Source organism: Streptomyces meridianus, from assembly GCF_023703325.1.
In the GTDB taxonomy this organism is placed as follows: domain Bacteria; phylum Actinomycetota; class Actinomycetes; order Streptomycetales; family Streptomycetaceae; genus Streptomyces; species Streptomyces meridianus.
Genome location: NZ_JAMQGM010000014.1, coordinates 73,900 through 95,165 on the forward strand (window position 1 = coordinate 73,900; position 21,266 = coordinate 95,165).

Consider the following 21,266-nt stretch of genomic DNA (forward strand, 5'->3'; position numbering starts at 1 on the left):
ACCTCGCAGAACGGGGAGTGCGCCGCGATCGCAATTGCGGGGAGGACGCCGTAGGGACGGCCGGGGACAGGGGCCGCCCGGCGCTCGCCACAAGTTAGAGGATCGTTCAACGATCCTTCAAGGGGCGCGATCGTTGGTTCGTCGCCGAACCACGGGTGGCGTTCCCCCGCCCCGGTCGGAACCGTCGAGGGCGGGCCGGCTCCGAGCGGAGCCCCGGCACATCGCCGTACCCGCCCAAGGGGTGCGGATAGCGTGAAGCGCGACACACCGTCGTCCGGCCGGGCAACCCACGGCACCGCTCCGGGGCCGCCCGGTCGGGTCCCGGGCACGGCCCGCGGGCGCGCGTGGTTCCCGCCGGGCTCCGCCCGTGATACGACAAGCAGGTCACATCTCCTGTCCGCCAACACGGAGTTGCCCCTATGTCTGCGACACGACGTCAAGTCCTGGCACGATCCGGCGCACTGGGGGCGGGTATCGCCTTCGCCGGCAGCGTCTCCGAACTGTTCGCAGGGACGGCCTCGGCCCTGGAGGTGGGCCGGGAGGGCTACGGCCCCCTCGTCCCCGACCCCGAGGGCCTCCTCGATCTCCCCAAGGGCTTCCGCTACCGGGTTCTCTCGCGCGAGGGCGACCCGCTCCGCTCCGGCGAGGGACGGGTCCCGAGCAACCACGACGGCATGGCCGCCTTCCGTGGCAGAAACGGCGGTGTGAACCTGGTCCGCAACCACGAGAACCGGCCGACGGCGAAGATCCGGGTGCCGGCCGTCAGCGGCCTCACGTACGACCCGATGGGCATGGGCGGCTGCACCGCACTCGAACTCGACAAGCACAACCGCGTGCTCCACGAACGGGTGGCCATCGCGGGCACCTCGACCAACTGCGCCGGCGGCCCCACCCCGTGGAACACCTGGCTCACCTGCGAGGAAACCGAAGACAAGGCCGGAACCAACGGGTACACCAAGGACCACGGCTTCATCTTCGAGGTCGACCCGTACGACGCCCGCCGCACCCGGCCGGTGCCGCTCGAGGCCATGGGCCGCTTCCAGCACGAGGCCATCGCGATCGACCCGCGCCGCGGCATCGTCTACGAGACCGAGGACGCCTTCGAGCGCCCGTTCGGTCTCTTCTACCGGTTCCTGCCGAAGAGGCCGCTCGGCGGTTCGGGCTCACTGCACGCCGGCGGCACCCTCCAGGCCATGCGGGTGCCCGGGGTCGCCGACCTCTCGGCGGTCCAGGAGACCGGCGCCTCGTTCGACGGCATCGAATGGGTGGACGTCCCGGACCCGCTCGCCAAGGAGACCGCGATCCGTTTCCAGGACTTCGGTCCCGGCGGCATCACGCACGCGCAGAAGCTCGAGGGCTGTTACTGGGGCGGGTCGTGCGTGTACTTCGTCTCCAGCTTCGCCAAGAGCGCCGATGGCTCGGCCGCCGACCACTACGGACAGGTCTGGCGCTACGACCCGGAACGCAAGCGGCTCACCCTCGTCATCGTCTTCGGCCCGGACACCGACGTGCAGATGCCCGGCGAGGAGCCCGACAACATCACGCTGGCCCCCGGCGGCGGCCTCATGCTCTGCGAGGACGGCGAGGGCGCGCAGCACGTTTTCGGACTGACCCGACGCGGCAAGGTCTACCCCATGGCCCGCGGACGACAGAACATCGGCACTCCGGAGGAGCCCGCGTGGGGCGAGTTCGCAGGCGTGACGTTCTCCCCGGACGGGGACACCATGTACGTGAACTGCTACACGCCGGGAACCACGTTCGCCGTCACCGGCCCCTGGCGTTAAGGCTTGTTGTGAAAGTAGCGTCGTCCGCCCCTGGGGCGGGGCTGGCGGCGTCTGGTGCGTGCAGCCGCAAGGCGGAGAGCCGGCCTCGTAGTGGGCTACTCGGACGATTCGACAACGCAGCGGATGTGCGTGCCAGGCGCCGCGAGCCAGACGGGACTTTCACAACACGCCTTAGGCCCCGGCCCCGGTCTCCGGTAGCGCTGTGCCCCGATCCCGCGCAGGATCGGGGCACAACTGCACGGGAAGGGGCGCCGGTGGCGAGGAAGCGAGACGGGGAGCGGTCCGGCCTTCCGCGAGGCCTGCGGGAGCAGCTGCGCATCCCGCCCGGCGGCAGTCCGGTCGACCTCAGCTCGTACGATCCCGCTGCCACGCCCGGTGGCCCGCCGGACAAGGTGAAGGCGCGCGAGGAAGCCCTGGCGACCGGAAAGCGCCTCGCCTCCCTCCAGGAACGCCTCTATGCGGCGGCCACGGCCGGTGACCGCCGCAGGCTGCTGCTCGTGCTCCAGGGCACGGACACCTCGGGCAAGGGCGGCACGGTCAAGCACGTGATCGGCATGCTCAACCCGGCCGGGTGCCGGATCACCGCGTTCAAAGCCCCGACGGACGAGGAGCGGAGACACCACTTCCTGTGGCGGATCGAGCGGGCGCTGCCCCGGCCCGGGGAGATCGGCATCTTCGACCGCTCGCACTACGAGGACGTGCTCATCGCCCGGGTCCGGGAGCTGGTCCCGGCCGGGGAGTGGAGCGCGCGGTACGCGGAGATCAACCGCTTCGAGCAGGCGCTGACCGACGACGGCGTGGCCTTCGTCAAGGTGTTCCTGCACATCAGCCACGCCGAGCAGCGCAGGCGGTTGCTGCGGCGGCTCGACGACCCGTCCAAGCACTGGAAGTTCGACCCGGGCGACGTCGAGGAGCGCGAGCTGTGGGACCACTACCGCGATGCCTACGAGGCCATGCTGGAGCGCTGCTCGACCGTCGCCGCGCCCTGGTACGTCGTGCCCGCCGACCGCAAGTGGTACCGCAACTGGGCCGTGAGCAGGCTGCTCCTGGAACAGCTCGAGGAGATGGACCCGCGGTACCCGCCGGCCCGTTTCGACCCGGAGGTCTACCGGGCCAGGCTGGCCACCGGCTGATGCCCTGCCCTCTGCCGTGCCGCTGGCAGACTTGGGCCCGTCCGATTCCTCCCCGGCCTGAAGGCCGGGGCATCCTCGGAGATTCCAGGTGAACAGCTCGGAGACCGGCGCCGGGTCCGTCCCGGCGCACCGCGCGGCCGACCGCGACACCGCGCCGCAGTACGTGCTGCCGCTGGTGGCCCGCATCGAACGCGCCGCGCCGCCCGCCCTCACGGACGCGCTGGAGACCGCGGCCCGGGCGGTGCTGAGCCTGCTGTCCGACGAGCGGTCGACGGCCGTGGACGGGGCATGGGCGGTAGCGGTCCGCGACTGGGAGGACGCGCGCATCCGCAAGGTGGTGCGCCGGGCCCGCGGAGCGGAGTGGCGGCGGGCGGAGGCGCTCGACGGCATCACCGTCACCGGGCGGACGGCCGAGGTCCGGGTGTTCCCTCCGGTTCCGCTGGACGGATGGCCGAAGGACCTGGCGAAACTCCAGGTCTCGGGCACCGAACTCGACGATCCCGAGCCACCCGGCGAACCGGAACCGGACTCCCCGGTGCTGTGGCTCAACCCGTCCGTCGCCATGTCGGCGGGCAAGGCGATGGCGCAGGCCGGACACGGTGCACAGCTGGCCTGGTGGGGTCTGGCCGAGGGGGAACGGGCCGCCTGGCGCGCGTCGGGGTTCGCCCTGTCGGTGCGGACCGCCGGCCGCGACCGCTGGGACCGGCTGGCCGGCAGCGGCCTGCCGGTGGTCCGGGACGCGGGCTTCACCGAGATCGCCGCCGGCTCGTGCACGGTCGTCGCCGACCATCCGGCGCTGCGCCGCCGGGACGCCCGTCACTGAGCCCGGCCGTTGCCCCGGCTCTTTCCGGTACGAAGCTCAAATCGAGCTCTGAACTCCGGACTGCGGGGTTGGCCGGGGCCAGATGGGTCATCACCCTGACAGTCCGTACGGCGGACGACGGGGAGGAGACGCGCCATGGACCGTCTGGGTACGGGGATCGGATGGCGGCCGGAGATCGCGGACACGGTCGAGCAGCTGCCCGGCGTCGACTGGGTCGAGGTGGTCGCCGAGAACGTCTGCCCGGGCCATCTCCCCGAGTCCCTGCTGCGCCTGCGCGAGCGCGGCACGGTGGTCGTCCCGCACGGGGTGTCGCTGGGGCTGGGCGGGGCGGAGCGGCCGGACCCGGGCCGGCTCGCCGCGCTCGCGGAGCTGGCCGGGGCGCTGGGGTCGCCGCTGGTCACCGAGCACCTCGCGTTCGTCCGTTCCGGCGGGGCGCTGACGGCATCGGCCCGGCTCGAGGCGGGTCATCTGCTGCCGGTGCCGCGCACCCGGGACGCCCTCGACGTGCTGTGCGAGAACGTGCGCATCGCGCAGGAGGCACTGCCCGTGCCGCTGGCCCTGGAGAACATTGCGGCCCTTTTCTCCTGGCCGGACGAGGAGTTGACGGAGGGCCGGTTCCTGGCGGAACTGGTGGAGCGCACCGGTGTGCGACTGCTGATCGACGTGGCGAACCTGCACACGAACCGGGTCAACCGCGGTGAGGACCCCGCCGGCGCGCTCGCCGAACTCCCGCCGGAGGCCATTGCGTACGTGCACGTGGCAGGCGGTGTCGAGCGGGACGGCGTGTGGCACGACACACATGCGCATCCGGTGCCCTCGGCGGTGCTCGACGTCCTGGCAGACCTCTGCTCGCGCACGGAACCGCCCGGCGTACTGCTGGAGCGGGACGACGCCTTCCCTCCGGCCGGCGAGCTGGCCGGTGAACTCGAGGCGATCCGGGCCGTGATGGCCGACGACCGGGGGCGTCCGTGCGCGGCCCCGCGTCGTACGGCGCTCCGGGAGGCCGGTGCCGAGGTTGCATCCACCGAGAGGACCGCCGGCGACGCGACGCGGCTGCGGCTCGGGCTCGCGCAGGGCGCCCTGCTGTCCGCGCTGGTGGCGGGCACGCCGCAGCCCGAGGGGTTCGACCGGGCGCAGTTGCGCATCCAGAGCCGGGCACTGGCTGCCAAGCGCGCCGATGTTGTGGCCAAGGTGGCGCCGGAGCTCGCCGGGATCCTCGGGTCCGGCTACCGGCGGGCCTTCGCCGGTTACGCGCGCGGCCGTCCGATGACGGGCGGTTACCGTCGCGACGCGCTCGACTTCGCAGCTCACCTGCTGGCGGGCCCTCCGGTTGCGGACCCGGACGCATTGCGCCGCATCCGGCTCTGGTGGCGTGAGCGTTCGGGCCCCGCCCCCCTGCCGGGCGGGCGTGCGGGACAGGTCCTGAGGCGGTTCCTCTCGCGGTGAGCGCGCCTTCCTGACCGGGTCACCCGTGTGCGGGGCAATCGGACCGACATTCCCTCACTTGCTTTACTCCGCTGAAATACGTGCAAATCATTCTTTTTGTCGGATAGTCAGCGAAGGGACGGCCTGTGAGAGCAGTAGCGCTGTACGGCACCATCGGCTCGCTGATCCTCGCCGCCCTGGGGACGTCCCCGGCGGGCGGCACCATCGCACCGCCGGACCCGCGCGGCGTCGCCGAGGCACAGGGAGTCGCAGCAGCAGCGGCCCGGGCGGCCTCCGCCGGCATCGACTTCGGCCCCTGCCCCGAGGTGGAGAACCTGCCGTCGTCCGTCACCTGCGGCACCGTCACCGTGCCGCTGGACTACCGGCGTCCCGATGGTGGGACGATCTCATTGACCGTCAGCAAAGCCGACGCCACGGGCGGTTCCACCGAACACCAGGGAGCCCTGGTGCACAACCCGGGCGGCCCGGGAGGTTCCAGCATGGACTTCCCCCTCTACACCGAGGCACCGGAGTGGCGCAGCACCGCCCGCGCCTACGACTTCATCGGCTACGCGCCCCGCGGCGTCGGCCGGTCGGCACCCCTGTCCTGCCAGGATCCCGAGGAGTTCACCAAAGCGCCGGTGAACGTCCCGGTGCATCCCACGGAGGCGCAGAAGCCGGCCCTCCGGCAGCAGGCGGAGAAGTACGCCCGCGGCTGCGCGGAGAAGACCGGTCCGTCCCTGCGCCACTACACGTCGCTGAACAACGCCCGTGACCTCGATGTGATCCGGGCGGCCCTCGGCGAGCAGCGGCTCACCTACCTCGGTTCCTCCTACGGCACCTATCTGGGCGCGCTCTACGCCGAGTTGTTCCCCCGCCATGTGCGGCGGATGGTCCTGGACAGCCCGGTCGACCCCGATCCGCGCAAGATCTGGTACCGGGACAACCTCCTGCAGTCCCTCGCCTTCGAGGGACGCTGGGAGGACTGGCGGGTCTGGGTGGCCCGGCACGACGCCACGTACCGGCTCGGCCGGACCCCCGAGGAGGTCCAGCGCAGCTACACCGAGGCTCGCCGGCGGCTCGAACGCGAGCCGGCCGGCGGCACGGTGGGCTCGGCACAGCTGCACGCCGCTTTCCTCGAGACCGGCTATTACGACGGGGCGTGGGCGGAGCGGGCGGCGGCACTGTCCGCGTACCTGCGACGGGACGACCCGGATCCCCTGGTATCCCTGGCCGCCCCCAGGCCGCAGGACGCGACCGCGGCGGAGAACAGCAACGCCGTCTACACGGCGGTCGAGTGCAACGACGCCGCCTGGCCCCGCGACTGGCGGGTGTGGGACCGGGACAACACGATGCTGGCCGGCGTCGCCCCGTTCGAGACCTGGGACAACGCCTGGATGAATCTGCCGTGCGCCCACTGGCCCGCGCCTCGGCAGCGCCCGCTCGACGTGCGGACATCGCCCGGCGAGCTGCCGCCGGTGCTGATCCTGGCCGCCCAGCGCGACGCGGCCACCCCCTACGCCGGTGCGCTGTCCCTGCACGCGCGGCTGTACGGGTCGTCCCTCGTCACCGAACGGAAGGCCGGTACGCACGGCATCGCGGGCGGTGAGAACGCATGCGTCAACCGGCACCTGGAGACCTATCTCCTGCGCGGCACGGTGCCGGGCCCCGGGGCGGTGTGCGAGCCGCACGACGAGCCCCGGCCCGAGGCGGTGAAGCCGGCGGCGCCGGACGCCTCCCGGGAGACCCCGCCGAAGAGTGCGCCGACGGCCTCGCCCGAGGCCGCTCCGCAGGAGTAGCAGGAGGGCCTCGGCCGCCCGTACCCTGCCGTCGTCCCGCGGCGGGCACGGCAACGGGCCCCGGGCCGACCGCCGCCCGGCCGCGGACGGCACCAGCCGGACTCAGGCCAGACCGGCCACCAGCTCCGTCAACGGCTTGCGGCGGCCGGTGTAGAACGGCACCTCTTCCCGTACGTGCAGCCGCGCTTCGGATGCCCGCAGATGGCGCATCAGATCGACGATCCGGTGCAGTTCGTCGGCCTCGAACGCCAGCAGCCACTCGTAGTCGCCGAGCGCGAACGAGGCGACGGTGTTGGCGCGGACGTCGGGGAAGCCGCGCGCCATCTTGCCGTGGTCGGCGAGCATGCGACGGCGGTCCTCGTCGGGCAGCAGGTACCAGTCGTAGGACCGGATGAAGGGGTAGACGCAGACGTACTGGCGCGGTTCCTCGTCGGCCAGGAACGCCGGGATGTGCGACTTGTTGAACTCGGCGGGGCGGTGCAGCGCCATGTTCGACCACACGGGCTCCAGCGCCCGCCCGAGCCGGGTGCGGCGGAAGCGGTTGTACGCCTCCTGCAGCGCGTCGGCCGTCTCGGAGTGCCACCAGATCATGACGTCGGCGTCGGCCCGGAGCCCGGACACGTCGTAGGTGCCGCGCACGGTGACGTCCTTCGCGGCGAGCTGCTCGAACAGCTCCTCCACCTCACCGGCGAAACCGGTGCGGTCCTCCGGCAGCACGTCCCGCAGCCGGAAGACCGACCACAGCGTGTAGCGGACGACGTCGTTCAGGTCACGGGCCTTCTTGCCCGCGTTCGGGATCTTTTCAGGAGCACCAGTCATGCTGTCCATTCTCGCCCCTGCCCACCGGTGCCCCGAGCCAGGGTGGGGTCACGGTCGACCCGGCGCCGGTCCCGCCCGAGGTCCCCGAGGATGTCGTCCGCCGCCCGACGGGCGCTCGCAATGCACGCCGGGATGCCGACCCCGTCATAGGCGGCGCCGCACACCCGCAGCCCCGGGAGCTCGTCCAGCCGGCCCCGGATGTCCGCCACCCGGTCGAGGTGGCCCACCGGGTACTGCGGCAGTCCGCCCGTCCAGCGCGTCACCCGGCCGGCGACCGGGGCGGCGCTCAGACCCACGGCGTCGTGGAGGTCGTCGAGGGAGAGCCGGATCAGGTCGGCGTCGTCCCGTTCCAGGTCCTTGTCGTCCCCGAACCTGCCGACCGAGGTGCGCAGGACGAACAGGCCGGGATCGGCGTCGGCCACCCAGGCCCACTTGCGGCTGGAGAACGTGGACGCCTTGATCGTGCGGCCGTCGGCCGGCGGCACCAGGAAACCGCTGCCGTCCGGCAGGCCCGGCAGGTCCGGGCGGCGGAAGGCGAGGGTCACCAGGGCCATCGAGGCGTACTCGACGGAGGCCAGCCGGTCCGCCGCGCCGGGCGACACGCCGGCCAGCAGCCGGCAGGCGGCGTCCGCGGGCGCCGCTACGACCACCGCGTCCGCCTCGACCACGAGGTCACCGGCCGACACGGCCCAGCCCGATGCCGTCCGCCGCACGTCCCGCACGGCGCAGCCCAGGCGGATGTCCGCCCCGGCGGCACGCACCGACTCGGCGACGGCGAGCGGGAGCCGGCCGATACCGCCGGCGATGCCCATGAAGACGGGCCCGTCCTGCCGGTGCCCGGCCGCCCGCTGCTGGACGGCCCGCACACCCTCGATCAGTGAGCGGTGCTCCCGGGCGGCGTCGAACAGCTGGGGGACGGCCGCTCGCATCGAGATCCGGTAGGAGTCGCCCGCGTAGACCCCTCCGAGGAGGGGTTCGACGAGCCGGTCGACGACCTCCCGGCCGAGTCGGGCCGCCACGTACTCGCCGACGGCGACGTCCTCCCGCACGGGCGTGCGCGGGAGTTCGCGGTCCTGTTCGATGCGCTCCAGACCTGCCGGCGAGACGACCCCGGAGGCGGCCAGCAGGGCCGGGTCACCGGGCACGCCCATCAGGTGGCCCTTGGGCATCGGCCGCAGAGCGCCCCGGGTCCACAGGGACGCGCTCGCGGTGGCGGGCGGCTGCAGGCTGTCCCCCAGCCCGACCGCGCGGGCGAGGTCCACGCCTTCGGGCCGTCTGGCGAGCATGGACTCTGCGCCGAGGTCGACGGGAACGCCCGCGATCTCCCCCGGCAGGAGTTTCCCGCCGAGCCGCTCCGAGGCTTCGAGCAGCGTCACCCGAGCGCCGCCGTCGAGCAGCCGGTGCGCGGCCGCGAGCCCCGCGATACCCCCTCCGACGACGACCACATGGCCGCCTCGGATGTCCGTCCCGTCCATGGCACCACTGTCTCAGACCCGGACACGGCAGTGTCCGTCGCCCATCGCCCGGATCGTGACCCTTCCGCGATGGTGAAGGGGCAACCAGGACGGGCGGCCGACCGTCCAACGGCCGGACACACATCGGCCCACAGGGGGGAACCATGTCGAATCGTTCATCCGGCGCGCGGTGGCGGCCCGCCGCCGCACTGGCGGCCACGGTCCTGGTGCTCGCACTCGGGACGACCGGGTGCGGGGCGCCCGATGCGAGCGCGGACAAGTCCGCCGTGGGCCAGGACCGGGCCGAGTCCGCGCAGCGGGGCGGGAACGCCGCGGGTGGTGACGCGAAGCAGCGGGCCGGCGAACCGGCCGTCGCGAAGGCGCCGAAACCGGTCGTCGCGCACATCATCCGTACCGCATCTCTGACCGTGCGGGTGAAGTCGGTGCCCGAGGCGGCGGAGGACGCGCGCACCGCGGCGGAGAAGGCGGGGGGTTACGTCGGCGATGAGACGACCGACCGCGACCGGGACGGCCACGAGCGCTCCCGGATGGTGCTGCGTGTGCCGCAGGACTCCTACGAGCAGACCCTGGGCGACCTTGCGGGCAGCGGCACGGTGCTGCGACGGAAGGTGGACGCGAAGGACGTCACCGACCGGGTGGTCGACGTCGAGAGCCGGATCCGCTCGCAGAAGGCCAGCGTGGAACGGGTGCGCAAGCTGATGGGCCGGGCCACGGAACTGGAGGACGTGGTGCTCCTCGAGGGGGAGCTGAACTCCCGTCAGGCCGACCTGGAGGCGTTGCAGGCGCAGCAGGCGTCGCTGAAGGAGCGGACCGGCATGGCGACCGTCACGCTGCTGCTCTCGGAAACGGCCGTCGCGCAGGACGACGGCGAGCCGACCTTCCTCGACGCTCTGGCCGGGGGCTGGCAGGCGTTCCTGACCACGGTGCGGTGGGTCGCGATCGTCCTCGGGGCGATCCTGCCGTTCGCCGCGGCGGGCGGGGTGCTCTACGCGCTGTGGCGGGTCGTGCGCGACCGGCTGCCCCGGCGCCCGACGCGCGGGCGGACGGGCGGCGGACACGGCGGGTTCCCGCCCGCCGTCCCCGGGCCCGCCGCCCACGGCGAGGGGCGCGCCGCGGACGAGGAGCCCGCGCAGAGGTGACGGCCCGTCCCGTTCCCGTAGCGTTGGGCGCCAAGGCTGCGGAGGGAGCGGGACCTTGACGGCACGGCGCATGGTGGTCATCGGCGGTGACGCGGCGGGCATGTCCGCCGCGTCGCAGGCCCGCAGGCTCCGGGGACCGGACGAGCTGGAGATCGTGGCTTTCGAGCGCGGAACGTTCACGTCGTACTCGGCGTGCGGCATCCCGTACTGGGTCGGCGGCGAGGTCGACGGGCCGGATGCGCTGGTGGCCCGTACGCCCGATGAGCACCGTTCGCGTGGCATCGACGTGCGGACGCGCACCGAGGTGACGGAGATCGACCTCGAGGGCCGGCGCGTGCGGTTCCGCGGCGTCGGTGATCGCCCTGCCGGGCCCGGGCGGTGGACGGGTTACGACGATCTCGTGCTGGCCACCGGCGCCCGCCCGCTGCGGCCCGCGCTGCCCGGCATCGACGCCCCCGGCGTGCACGGGGTGCAGAGCCTGGACGACGGGCAGGCGCTCTTCGACGCCCTCGAGGGGTACGGCGTGACGCCGCGGCGAGCGGTGGTCGTGGGTGCCGGGTACATCGGCATCGAGATGGCCGAGGCCCTGTTGAACCGGGGCTGCGCGGTGACCGTCCTGGAGCGCGGGCCCCAGCCGATGCCGACGCTCGACCCCTCCATGGGCGCTCTCGTGCGCGATGCGATGTCCGGGATGGGCATCGAGACGGTGACCGGGACCGAGGTCACCCGGATCGTCACCGGTGAGGACGGACGGGTGTGCGCGGTTGCGACCGGCGAGCGGGAGTATCCGGCGGACGTGGTCGTCCTGGGTCTCGGGGTGCGGCCGGAGACGTCCCTGGCGGAGGCCGCCGGCCTGCCGCTCGGCGCGTCGGGCGGCCTGCTGACCGACCCGTCGATGCGGGTGCGCGGTCACGAGCACGTCTGGGCGGGCGGCGACTGCGTGGAGGTGCTGGACCTGGTCTCGGGCCGGCCCCGGCACGTCGCCCTGGGCACCCATGCGAACAAGCACGGCCGGACCATCGGTGTGAACATCGGCGGCGGCCGGCTGACGTTCCCGGGCGTGGTGGGCACGGCCGTCAGCAAGGTCTGCGATCTGGAGATCGCCCGCACCGGACTGTTGGAGGACGAGGCCGAGGCCGCGGGGTTCCGCTTCGCCGTCGTGACGGCCGAGTCGACCAGCCGGGCCGGGTACTTCCCCGGGGCGCGGCCGATGACGGTGAGGATGCTGGCCGAACGCGGGACCGGGCGCCTGCTCGGGGTGCAGATCGTCGGCCGCGAGGGCGCCGGGAAGCGGGTGGACGTCGCGGCCGTCGCCCTCATGGCGGGGATGACGGTGCAGCAGATGACAGTCCTGGACCTGGGGTACGCACCGCCGTTCTCGCCGGTGTGGGATCCGGTTCAGGTGGCCGCCCGCAAGGCGGTGGCGGCCCTGGAGTCCGCGGACTGAGCCGGCTTCATTCCCCGGTTGCGCTCATGGAGACGACGGTCTGCACGCCCCGGCCCCCGGCCCCGCCTCACGGCGGACGGCGTTCCTTGCCGGACAGGACCTAACGAGCGGTCTGCTCGTGCACGTACGCGACGAGCCGGGTGAGTGCGTCCGGGTCGGTGGCCGGCAGCACGCCGTGGCCGAGGTTGAAGATGTGACCGGGCAGTCCGCTCGCGGCATCGAGCACCTCACGAGCCTTCGCCTCGACGGCCTCGCGGGGCGCGAACAGGACGGCCGGGTCGAGGTTGCCCTGCAGGGCCTTGCCGGGACCGATCCGGCGGGCTGCCTCGTCGAGGGGCACCCGCCAGTCGACGCCGACGACGTCCGCGCCCGCCTCACCCATGAGACCGAGAAGCTCGCCGGTGCCGACCCCGAAGTGGAACCGGGGAACACCGCGGCCGGCCACCGCATCGAAGACCTTGGCCGACGCCGGCATGACCGAGCGGCGGTAGTCGGCGGGCGACAGTGCCCCGACCCACGAGTCGAACAGCTGGACTGCGGAGGCGCCCGCCTCGATCTGCACGTTCAGGAAGGCTGAAGTGATTCCCGCGAGCCGGTCGAGCAGGTCGGCCCACAACCCGGGGTCGCCGTACATCATCGCCTTGGTGTGCTCGTGGTGGCGCGACGGACCGCCCTCGACGAGATAGCTGGCCAGGGTGAACGGCGCCCCGGCGAACCCGATGAGCGGGGTGGTGCCGAGTTCCTGGACCAGCATGCCGACGGCCTCGGTCACGTACGTGACGTCGTCCGGCTCCAGCGGCCGGAGCCGTTCGAGGTCTGCGCGCGTCCGGACGGGCCGGTCGACCACCGGCCCCACACCCGGCTTGATGTCGAGGTCGATCCCGATCGCCTTGAGCGGGACGACGATGTCGCTGAAGAAGATGGCGGCATCGACGTTGTGGCGGCGCACCGGCTGCATCGTGATCTCGGTGACGAGGTCGGGGCGCATGCAGGAGTCGAGCATGGCGATCCCCTCGCGCACCTTGAGGTACTCCGGGAGCGAACGCCCGGCCTGGCGCATGAACCACACGGGGGTGTGTGGTACGGGCTCCCGCCGGCAGGCCTTCAGAAACACCGAGTCGGCTGCGGGACTGGTCTGCGGTCGGCCCGTGGGGCGGTCGTTGGCACTCACGCCAGAATCTTCGCACGCGCGGCCGACAGGCTGCGTCCACCCGGGTGTCCCTCCCCCCGGCGCGCGCCCGTTCCGCCTAGTCTTCCCGGCATGGCTGGGGCTCGAGAACACGGGGACGGCGGGGACATGCTGAACGGTGCCGAGGACACGCCGCTGCCCTTCCGGCGTGCGGTGGAGGCGCTGCACGGCGCCCAGCTGCGGCCGGAGGTCGAAGTCGAGGCGACCCGCCCGCCTCAGCGGCTCGCCCCCTTCACCCACGCGCTCGAGGCGGCTGTCGTCCAGGACGGCGAGGACCTCTCCGACGGCCGGCTGGTCCTCCTCCACGCTCCCGATGGGCACGAGGCATGGAACGGGACGTTCCGCCTGGTCACGCTGGTGCGGGCGGAGCTGGAGCCCGAAATGGCGGCAGACCCGCTGCTGCCAGAGGTGTGCTGGTCGTGGCTGACCGGAGCGTTCGAGTCCCGGGGAGTCGAGCACGGCGAACCGAGCGCGACGGTGACCCTGGCCGGATCGCACTACTTCGGAGCACTGGCGTCGCGCACGCCCGCGACCCAGATCGAGATCCGCGCCTCCTGGACGCCGGCCGAGGGCCCCGGAGGGGTGCCGGACACCGCGGCCCACCTGACCGCCTGGTGCGAGCTGATCTGCCAGATCGCGGGGCTCCCGCCGGCGGACTCCGGAGATGCGGCAGTGCTGTCCCTGCGCCAGCGGCGCGGGCCGCAGCCCCGCTGACCAAGCGGGTCACACACCTGTCCCCAGCGATCGCTCGTGCGTCCTATTTGCCCGAAATGTCTCTCATCAATTCGTGATCATTGCCTAAAGGCTCAACAGGATGCTGCCGAAGGAGTCATTAAACCTTCCCGTACGGATCGCCCCGACTTTCCCACTGGTCGGCCCCCGTCACGCCACTCCCCAGGAGGCCTGGTGTCCGTTCTCCTCGAGCAGCCCGCAAGCCTGGTCGCCTACCGCCCGAACAAGCCGACGGCCATGGTGGTCGTGGCCGACCCCCGCGTCCGCTCCACCGTGACCCGCCATCTGTGGGCCCTCGGGGTGCGTGACGTGATCGAGGCGTCGTCGATCGCGGAGGCCCGTCCCCGAGTCGGCAACCCCCGGGACATCTGCGTCGCCGATGTCCACCTGCCCGACGGGTCGGGCCTCACCCTGCTCTCGGAGACCAGGGCAGCAGGCTGGCCCAACGGCCTCGCCCTCTCGGCAGCCGACGACATCGGCGCCGTCCGCAACGCTCTGGCCGGCGGCGTCAAGGGGTACGTCGTCACCGGGACGCGGACCAACATCGGCCTCCCCGGCCGGCCCGGACACACACCGGTCGGAGCCGCCGCAGCCCGTATGCAGCGCCGGCCTCCGGGTGTCCCCGGCCACCCGGGCGCCTACCGCGAGCTGTCCGGCCGGGAGGTCGAGGTGCTGCGGCTGGTGGCGGAGGGCCAGTCCAACAAGGCCATCGGCGTCTCCATGGGGCTCTCGGCCCTGACGGTGAAGAGCCACCTCGCCCGGATCGCCCGCAAGCTCGGCACCGGCGACCGCGCGGGCATGGTGGCCGTCGCCCTGCGGACCGGAATCATCCACTGAATCCTCCCCCTCTTCGAGCCCGGTGCCCGCCGACGGAACGTTTCCGTCGGCGGGCACATTGCGTGCACCGATACCCTTGACGCGTGACCGACGCCCAAGAAACCGCAGCCGAGACGACACTGCGAGCCTCCGGAGGGACCGCGACATCGACCGCCGACGTTGCGGAATCCGACCGTCCGGCGCCGGTCCCCCTGCTCGAGCCGCGTGAGGGCATCCCCCCGGTGACCTCCACAGCGGAGGACTTCCAGGCACTGGTCGAGGACTTCGCCGCGGGCACCGGCCCGCTGGCCGTGGACGCCGAACGCGCCTCGGGGTACCGCTACGGCCAGCGCGCCTATCTCGTCCAGCTGCGCCGTGCCGGTGCGGGCAGCGCCCTGATCGACCCCGTCGGCTGCCCCGACTTCTCCGCGCTCGGCCGGGCCGTCGCGGACGCCGAGTGGGTACTGCACGCCGCGAGCCAGGACCTGCCCTGCCTGCGGGACATAGGCATGATCCCCACCCGTCTCTTCGACACCGAGCTGGCAGGCCGGCTCGCCGGCTTCGCCCGGGTGGGCCTCGGCGCAATGGTGGAGAACGTCCTCGGCTACGCCCTCGAGAAGGGCCACTCGGCGGTCGACTGGTCCACTCGGCCACTGCCCGAACCATGGCTGCGCTACGCCGCTCTCGACGTCGAACTGCTCATCGACCTGCGCCATGCGCTCGAGGAGGAGCTCCGGGAGCAGGGCAAGCTCGAATGGGCCCTCCAGGAGTTCGAAGCCGTGGCGAGCACCCCGCCCCCGGCGCCGCGCAAGGACCCCTGGCGCCGGACCTCCGGCATGCACAAGATCCGCAGGCGCCGGCAGATGGCCGTGGTGCGGGAGCTGTGGACGGTCCGCGACCGCATCGCCCAGCGACGGGACGTCTCCCCCGGCAAGGTCCTGGGAGACGCGGCCGTCGTCGAGGCGGCCCTGTCCGTCCCGGCGAACGTCCAGGCCCTCGCCTCCCTCCCCGGGTTCGGGCGCACCGGCCGCCGGCAGCTGGAGCAGTGGCAGTCGGCGATCGACCGGGCGCGTGCCCTGCCCGAGTCAGAGCTGCCCCAGCCGGGGCCGCCGGCCGGTGGCCCGCCGCCCCCGCGCGCCTGGGCCGACAAGGATCCGGTGGCGGCGGCCCGCCTGTCCGCCGCACGCGCCGCCGTGTCGGGCCTGGCCGAGCAGCTGAACCTGCCGCAGGAGAACCTGATCACCCCCGACACGGTGCGCCGGCTGTGCTGGGAGCCCCCGGCCGAGCCCGGCACCGAGGCGGTCGCCGCCTTCCTCACTGCGCACGGCGCACGCCCCTGGCAGGTCGAGCAGACGTCCACGCTGCTGGCCGGGGCGCTGACGGCGACGTCGGACTGACGGCTCACGGCACCGGCCCAAGCGACGGCTCGCCGCCGCGTCCGCACCGACCGCACTGCGTCCGCACCGGTCGGGCACCGCACCGCGCCCGCCCGCCGGGCCCTCCGTCACGCGACCCGGCGGAATCCTCGCGCCACCCGCCGTTGCGGCCCCCGTGAGGCGGCGCCGCCCGGCAGGCTTTGCCATGTGATCTGCACCGCTCCCGGCGTCAGGACTGGGCAGCTTGGTTACCCACAAGTAGCATGACGGAGGAGCCGCCGCCGTGGGCAATCCCGCGGTGGGCCCTGTGCAGTGCCCGTTCCGCATCAGGAGGAGAGCCAACGTGCCTCGTACCGCTAGGGACGTCGTCTTCGTCGACGGCGTCCGCACCCCGTTCGGCAAGGCGGGCCCGAAGGGCATCTACCACGAGACCCGTGCCGACGACCTCGTCGTCAAGTGCATCCGTGAGCTGCTGCGCCGCAACCCCGACCTGCCGCCGGAGCGCATCGACGAGGTCGCCCTCGCCGCCACGACACAGATCGGCGACCAGGGCCTGACCCTCGGCCGCACCGCGAGCATCCTCGCGGGCCTGCCCCAGTCGGTTCCCGGCTACTCCATCGACCGCATGTGCGCGGGCGCGATGACCGCCGTGACGACCACGGCCGGCTCCATCGCCTTCGGCGCGTACGACGTCGTGGTCGCCGGTGGCGTCGAGCACATGGGGCGCCACCCGATGGGTGAAGGCGTCGACCCCAACCCGCGCTTCGTGTCGGAGAAGCTCGTCGACGAGTCGGCGATGTTCATGGGCATGACCGCGGAGAACCTGCACGACCGGTTCCCGCACCTGACGAAGCAGCGCGCCGACGAGTTCGCCGTGCGCAGCCAGGAGAAGGCCGCCAAGGCCTACGCCGACGGGAAGATCCAGTCCGACCTGGTCCCGATCTCCGTGCGCCGCACCAGCCCCGAGGCGGGCGAGACGGGCTGGGGCCTGGCCACCGCCGACGAGCCGATGCGTCCGGGCACCACCCTGGAAAGCCTGGCCGGCCTCAAGACGCCGTTCCGCACCGCCGGCCGGGTGACCGCGGGCAACGCCGCCGGCCTCAACGACGGCGCCACCGCCTCGCTCATCGCTGCCGAGGACGTGGCACGAGAGCTCGGCCTGCCGGTGAAGATGCGTCTGGTGGCCTACTCCTTCGCCGGAGTCGAGCCCGAGGTCATGGGCGTCGGCCCGGTACCGGCGACCGAGAGGGCCCTGGCCCAGGCCGGCCTGACCATCGACGACATCGGCCTGTTCGAGATCAACGAGGCGTTCGCCGTCCAGGTGCTCGCCCTGCTCGACCACTACGGCATCGCCGACGACGACCCGCGCGTCAACCAGTACGGCGGCGCCATCGCCTTCGGCCACCCGCTGGCATCCTCCGGTGTGCGCCTGATGACGCAGCTGGCACGGCAGTTCGAGGAGCAGCCGCACGTCCGCTACGGCCTGACCACCATGTGCGTCGGCTTCGGCATGGGCGGCACCGTGATCTGGGAGAACCCGCACTTCGACGGAGGCAGCAAGTGACGACGACCGCAGAGCTTCTCAAGGGGGCGGCCGAGCTGTTCCCCGACGAGGTCGTGACCCAGGCGCACGTACGCCACCTCGACCTCCCCCAGGGCGCCGGGCGCTTCGCGCTCATCACCCTGGACAACGGCTTCGACCACACCAAGCCGACCACCTTCGGCCCGCAGTCGCTGGCGAACCTCAACGCCGCTATCGACCAGGTCGAGAAGGAGGCCGCCGAGGGCGGAATCGTCGGCGTCGGCCTCACCGGCAAGCCGTTCATCTTCGCCGTCGGCGCCGACCTCAAGGGCGTCGAGCTGCTGAAGCGCCACGAGGAGGCGCTGGCCATCGGCAAGGGCGGCCACGACGTCTTCAAGCGTCTGTCCTCGCTCGCCGTGCCGACGTTCGCCTACTACAACGGCGCGGCGATGGGCGGCGGCGTCGAGGCCGGCCTGCACTGCACCTACCGCACCGTCTCGGCCGCGCTGCCGGCCTTCTCCCTCCCCGAGGTCTTCCTGGGCCTGGTCCCGGGCTGGGGCGGCTGCGCGATCCTGCCGAACCTGATCGGCGCCGACCGCGCGGTCAGCGTGATCATCGAGAACTCGCTCAACCAGAACCGGCAGCTCAAGGGCAAGAAGGTCTTCGAACTCGGGATCGCCGACGCGCTCTTCGAGGGCGCCGACTTCCTCGAGCAGTCGCTGATCTGGACATCGGCCGTGCTGCGCGGCGAAATCGAGGTCTCCCGCCCCGAGATCGACCGCGGTGAGGGCTGGGAGCAGGCCGTCGCCCGCGGCAAGGCGATCGCCGATGCCAAGGTGCACGGCGCCGCCCCGGCCGCCTACCGGGCCCTGGACATCATCGCCCAGGCCAGGAACGGCGACCTGCGAGCCGGCTTCGACGCCGAGGACCGGGCCCTCGCGGACCTGATCATGGGCGGCGAGCTGCGCAGCGGCATCTACGCCTTCAACCTGGTGCAGAAGCGCGCCAAGCGGCCCGCCGGCGCTCCGGACAAGAGCCTGGCCCGCCCGGTCGGCAAGGTGGGCGTCGTGGGCGCCGGTCTGATGGCCTCGCAGCTGGCGATGCTGTTCGTGCGCCGCCTCGAGGTGCCGGTGGTGCTCACCGACATCGACCAGGAGCGCGTCGACAAGGGCGTGGGCTACGTCCACGAGGAGATCGACAAGCTGCTGCTCAAGGGCCGTGTCAACCAGGACAAGGCCAACCGCCTCAAGGCACTGGTCACGGGCTCGCTCGACAAGGCCGTGGCCTTCGCCGACGCGGACTTCGTCATCGAGGCCGTCTTCGAGGAGATGGGCGTCAAGCAGAAGGTGTTCGCGGAGCTCGAGGAAGTCGTCCCGGCCCACGCGATCCTCGCCACCAACACCTCCTCGCTGTCCGTCACCGAGATGGCCTCGAAGCTCGAGCACCCGGAGCGGGTCGTCGGCTTCCACTTCTTCAACCCGGTCGCGATCCTCCCGCTGCTGGAGATCGTGCGCGGCGAGAAGACCGACGACGCCTCGCTGGCCACGGCCTTCACCGTCGCGAAGAAGCTGAAGAAGACCGCGGTGCTGTGCAAGGACGCCCCGGCGTTCGTCGTGAACCGGATCCTGACCCGCTTCATGGGCGAGATCCAGAACGTCATCGACGAGGGCACCCCGATTGCCACCGCGGAGAAGGCGATCGAGCCGCTCGGCCTGCCGATGTCGCCGCTCCAGCTGCTGGAGCTGGTCGGTCCGGCCGTCGCGCTGCACGTGTCGGAGACGCTCAACCGCGCGTTCCCGGACCGCTTCACGGTGTCCGCGAACCTGGCAGCCGTCGTCAAGGCGGGCAAGCGCGGCTTCTTCGTCCACGACTCCGGGAAGCCCGAGCTCGACCCCGAGGTCGCGGCCCTCATGCAGCAGGGCGACTCCGCTCTGACGGAGGAGCAGGCGCGCGACCGCGTCCTCGACGCCGTCGCCCAGGAGATCGGCCTGATGCTCGACGAGGGCGTCGTCGCCGAGGCACAGGACATCGACCTGTGCCTGATCACCGGCGCCGGCTGGCCGTTCCACCTGGGTGGCATCACGCCGTACCTGGACCGTGAGGGAGTCTCCGAGCGGGTCAACGGCAAGCGGTTCCTGGAACAGGGCGTCGCGAGCGTCCCGTCCGCCTGACCCTCCCTCGGACACCGGCGCCCGTCCTCCCCTCGGGGAGGGCGGGCGCCGCTGCGCCGGTCAGCCCTTCCGGGGCCCGTAGAGAACCGCCCCGTCCACCGTGGCGACCGGCTCGTAGCGGGCCCGCAGCAACGACCTCAGGGGCGGCACACGCTCCGGTGCGTAGGGCTTGCCCCGCGAGTCGTCGACGATCAACTCGGGTGGCCCGGTGCGCATTTCCTCGTGGAAGGCTGCCCAGCCGCCGCGCACCGCGTACTTCTCGCCCACCCGGGGACCGTCCCGGCCGCCACTGAAGTTGGTGAGCAGACCGGCCGTCAGATAACGGCTGGCGGGGGTGCGCCCGGCCAGCCAGTACTGCTCGGGGTGCATCCCCCAGATGAACACCCGCGCCCCGGCCGGCGTGCGCGCCCGCACCGCCGCCGCGACCTGCCGCGCGTGATCGAGCTCCGGCCGCGGCGCGAGCAGGCCCCAGACGAGGAAGGCCAGACACGGGACGACAGTCGTCAGGGCTCTCCGGACGGCGCGAACGGGCGGCAGCGCGGCCAGTGCGGCCGTCCCGAGGAGGACCAGCGGGGGGACCAGCTGGAGGTAGTAGTGGCCGAAGAAGTGGAAGCCCGCCGCCACGGCCACCGCCGACGCCACCAGCCACAGCCACAGGTCGGGAGCGCGCCCCCCGGCCGCCGGGCAGCCGGAGGAGGCCCGGCGGCCCGCCTCGGCCAGGGCCGCGAGAAGCCCGATCGCGGCGCCGGACAGCAGCATGGCGCTGGCCACGGCCCGCAGCAGCACGTGCATCTCCGAGCCGGTGAACGAGGCGTACTCCCCGGAGCCCGTGACGGTCCAGAACAGAAAGCCGGACGGCTCGGTGGCGAGCGCTGCGCCCAGCACGGGAAGCACCAGGCCGCAGGCTGTCCGCCGGACGGCCGGCGCACGGCGCCCGGGAGCCGTCTGCCGCCAGAGCAGCCAGAGCACCGGAAGCAGCACGGCCCCGCCGGTCTGCTTGGTGAGCGCGGCGGCTGCCACACAGAGCCCGGCAGCCGCCCAGTGACGGCGTTCCGCGCACCGGACGGCCGCTACGGTGAACGGAAGTATGAACACCTCGAACGTCGCGGCCTGCGTGTCCTGCGGGTTGAGACCGAGTGAGACCAGCAGGAACAGCACCCCGGCAGCCCAGCCCGCCCGCGGTCCCCACCGGTGCAGGGCGACGGCCGCGAGCAGTGCCGCAGTGGCGAACTGGGCGAACACCGCGGCAACGCGCAGCGGCAGCAGCGAGTCGTCGCCGAAGAGCGCGAACGCGCCCTGGTACAGCCAGGGAAGCAGGGGCGGCTTCCGGTCGACCACCGTGTCGTACAGGGATCCCCCCGCGGCGAGCATCCGGGCCTGGGTCGCGAGATACCCCTCGTCCGGGCTCCACACCTGCCGCAAGAAGGACGGCAGCCGGGTCAGCAGGGCCACCGCGGCCAGGAGGGGCAGCAGCCGGGACCAGCGGAGCCGCCCGCCGGAAGCAGGGCGCCCGGCCGGCCGCGGGACGGCGGGACGCGGGGCGGGAACGGCGACCGACGCCGGCGTTCGGGTCGTGACGGTGCGCAGAGGCGGCGCTGACATGGCCTCCGGCCCGG

General features: G+C 72.7%; 16 protein-coding genes. 12 read left to right on the forward strand and 4 right to left on the reverse strand.

Features of this window, described 5'->3' with window-relative positions; translation table 11 throughout:
• The first annotated feature begins 419 nt into the window (after window positions 1–419).
• The 5 genes from M1E25_RS06155 to M1E25_RS06175 all read left to right on the forward strand — a co-directional run bounded on the left by M1E25_RS06155 (window position 420) and on the right by M1E25_RS06175 (window position 6,964).
• The gene (locus tag M1E25_RS06155; RefSeq protein ID WP_251410838.1) at window positions 420–1,784 is read left to right on the forward strand and encodes an alkaline phosphatase PhoX; all 1,365 of its coding nucleotides are present in this window, start codon (window positions 420–422) and stop codon (window positions 1,782–1,784) included.
• Window positions 1,785–2,038: 254 nt separating this feature from the next.
• Window positions 2,039–2,917, forward strand: a complete 879-nt coding sequence (locus M1E25_RS06160) for a PPK2 family polyphosphate kinase (protein WP_251410841.1) — start codon at window positions 2,039–2,041, stop codon at window positions 2,915–2,917.
• A gap of 88 nt (window positions 2,918–3,005) precedes the next feature.
• Window positions 3,006–3,740: a peptidyl-tRNA hydrolase gene (locus M1E25_RS06165; protein ID WP_251410844.1), complete on the forward strand. Its 735-nt coding sequence runs from the start codon at window positions 3,006–3,008 to the stop codon at window positions 3,738–3,740.
• A 135-nt stretch (window positions 3,741–3,875) separates the two neighbouring features.
• Window positions 3,876–5,186: an MbnB/TglH/ChrH family RiPP precursor modification enzyme gene (locus M1E25_RS06170; RefSeq protein WP_251410846.1), complete on the forward strand. Its 1,311-nt coding sequence runs from the start codon at window positions 3,876–3,878 to the stop codon at window positions 5,184–5,186.
• 125 nt (window positions 5,187–5,311) lie between these two features.
• Window positions 5,312–6,964 (forward strand): alpha/beta hydrolase, encoded by a 1,653-nt coding sequence (locus tag M1E25_RS06175; protein ID WP_251410850.1) that lies wholly within the window; start codon window positions 5,312–5,314, stop codon window positions 6,962–6,964.
• Window positions 6,965–7,066: 102 nt separating this feature from the next.
• Here M1E25_RS06175 and hemQ read toward each other — a convergent pair whose 3' ends face one another.
• Both hemQ and hemG read right to left on the reverse strand, forming a co-directional pair.
• Window positions 7,067–7,792 carry a hydrogen peroxide-dependent heme synthase gene (gene hemQ, locus M1E25_RS06180; protein WP_251410853.1) on the reverse strand — a complete coding sequence of 242 codons (726 nt, stop codon included), beginning with the start codon at window positions 7,790–7,792 and terminating at the stop codon, window positions 7,067–7,069.
• Window positions 7,780–9,258 (reverse strand): protoporphyrinogen oxidase, encoded by a 1,479-nt coding sequence (gene hemG / locus M1E25_RS06185; protein ID WP_251410856.1) that lies wholly within the window; start codon window positions 9,256–9,258, stop codon window positions 7,780–7,782. The genes hemQ and hemG overlap by 13 nt, the downstream gene beginning before the upstream one ends.
• A 143-nt stretch (window positions 9,259–9,401) precedes the next feature.
• On the opposite strand from hemG, the gene M1E25_RS06190 reads away from it, so the two are divergent.
• Together M1E25_RS06190 and M1E25_RS06195 are read left to right on the forward strand one after the other, a co-directional pair.
• The gene (locus tag M1E25_RS06190) at window positions 9,402–10,397 is read left to right on the forward strand and encodes a DUF4349 domain-containing protein (RefSeq protein WP_251410859.1); all 996 of its coding nucleotides are present in this window, start codon (window positions 9,402–9,404) and stop codon (window positions 10,395–10,397) included.
• 70 nt (window positions 10,398–10,467) lie between these two features.
• Window positions 10,468–11,844 carry an FAD-dependent oxidoreductase gene (locus M1E25_RS06195; RefSeq protein ID WP_251411065.1) on the forward strand — a complete coding sequence of 459 codons (1,377 nt, stop codon included), beginning with the start codon at window positions 10,468–10,470 and terminating at the stop codon, window positions 11,842–11,844.
• Between the two features lie 100 nt (window positions 11,845–11,944).
• On the opposite strand, the gene hemE is transcribed toward M1E25_RS06195, so the two are convergent.
• On the reverse strand, window positions 11,945–13,015 hold the full coding sequence (gene hemE, locus M1E25_RS06200; protein ID WP_251410863.1) for a uroporphyrinogen decarboxylase: 1,071 nt from the start codon (window positions 13,013–13,015) through the stop codon (window positions 11,945–11,947).
• A 90-nt stretch (window positions 13,016–13,105) separates the two neighbouring features.
• Between hemE and M1E25_RS06205 the strand changes: the two genes are divergently transcribed.
• The 5 genes from M1E25_RS06205 (at window position 13,106) to M1E25_RS06225 (ending at window position 19,650) form a co-directional block, all read left to right on the forward strand.
• On the forward strand, window positions 13,106–13,747 hold the full coding sequence (locus M1E25_RS06205) for a DUF3000 domain-containing protein (protein ID WP_251410866.1): 642 nt from the start codon (window positions 13,106–13,108) through the stop codon (window positions 13,745–13,747).
• Window positions 13,748–13,939: 192 nt separating this feature from the next.
• On the forward strand, window positions 13,940–14,602 hold the full coding sequence (locus M1E25_RS06210) for a LuxR C-terminal-related transcriptional regulator (protein ID WP_251410868.1): 663 nt from the start codon (window positions 13,940–13,942) through the stop codon (window positions 14,600–14,602).
• Between the two features lie 83 nt (window positions 14,603–14,685).
• Entirely contained in the window at window positions 14,686–15,978 is a 1,293-nt protein-coding gene (locus M1E25_RS06215; RefSeq protein ID WP_251410872.1) for an HRDC domain-containing protein, read from the forward strand.
• Window positions 15,979–16,300: 322 nt separating this feature from the next.
• Entirely contained in the window at window positions 16,301–17,521 is a 1,221-nt protein-coding gene (locus M1E25_RS06220) for a thiolase family protein (protein WP_251410875.1), read from the forward strand.
• Complete coding sequence (locus M1E25_RS06225; protein WP_251410878.1) at window positions 17,518–19,650, forward strand: 3-hydroxyacyl-CoA dehydrogenase NAD-binding domain-containing protein; 2,133 nt, start codon at window positions 17,518–17,520, stop codon at window positions 19,648–19,650. The genes M1E25_RS06220 and M1E25_RS06225 overlap by 4 nt, the downstream gene beginning before the upstream one ends.
• Window positions 19,651–19,710: 60 nt before the next feature.
• On the opposite strand, the gene M1E25_RS06230 is transcribed toward M1E25_RS06225, so the two are convergent.
• Complete coding sequence (locus M1E25_RS06230; protein WP_251410881.1) at window positions 19,711–21,252, reverse strand: glycosyltransferase family 39 protein; 1,542 nt, start codon at window positions 21,250–21,252, stop codon at window positions 19,711–19,713.
• Between the last annotated feature and the right edge of the window lie 14 nt (window positions 21,253–21,266).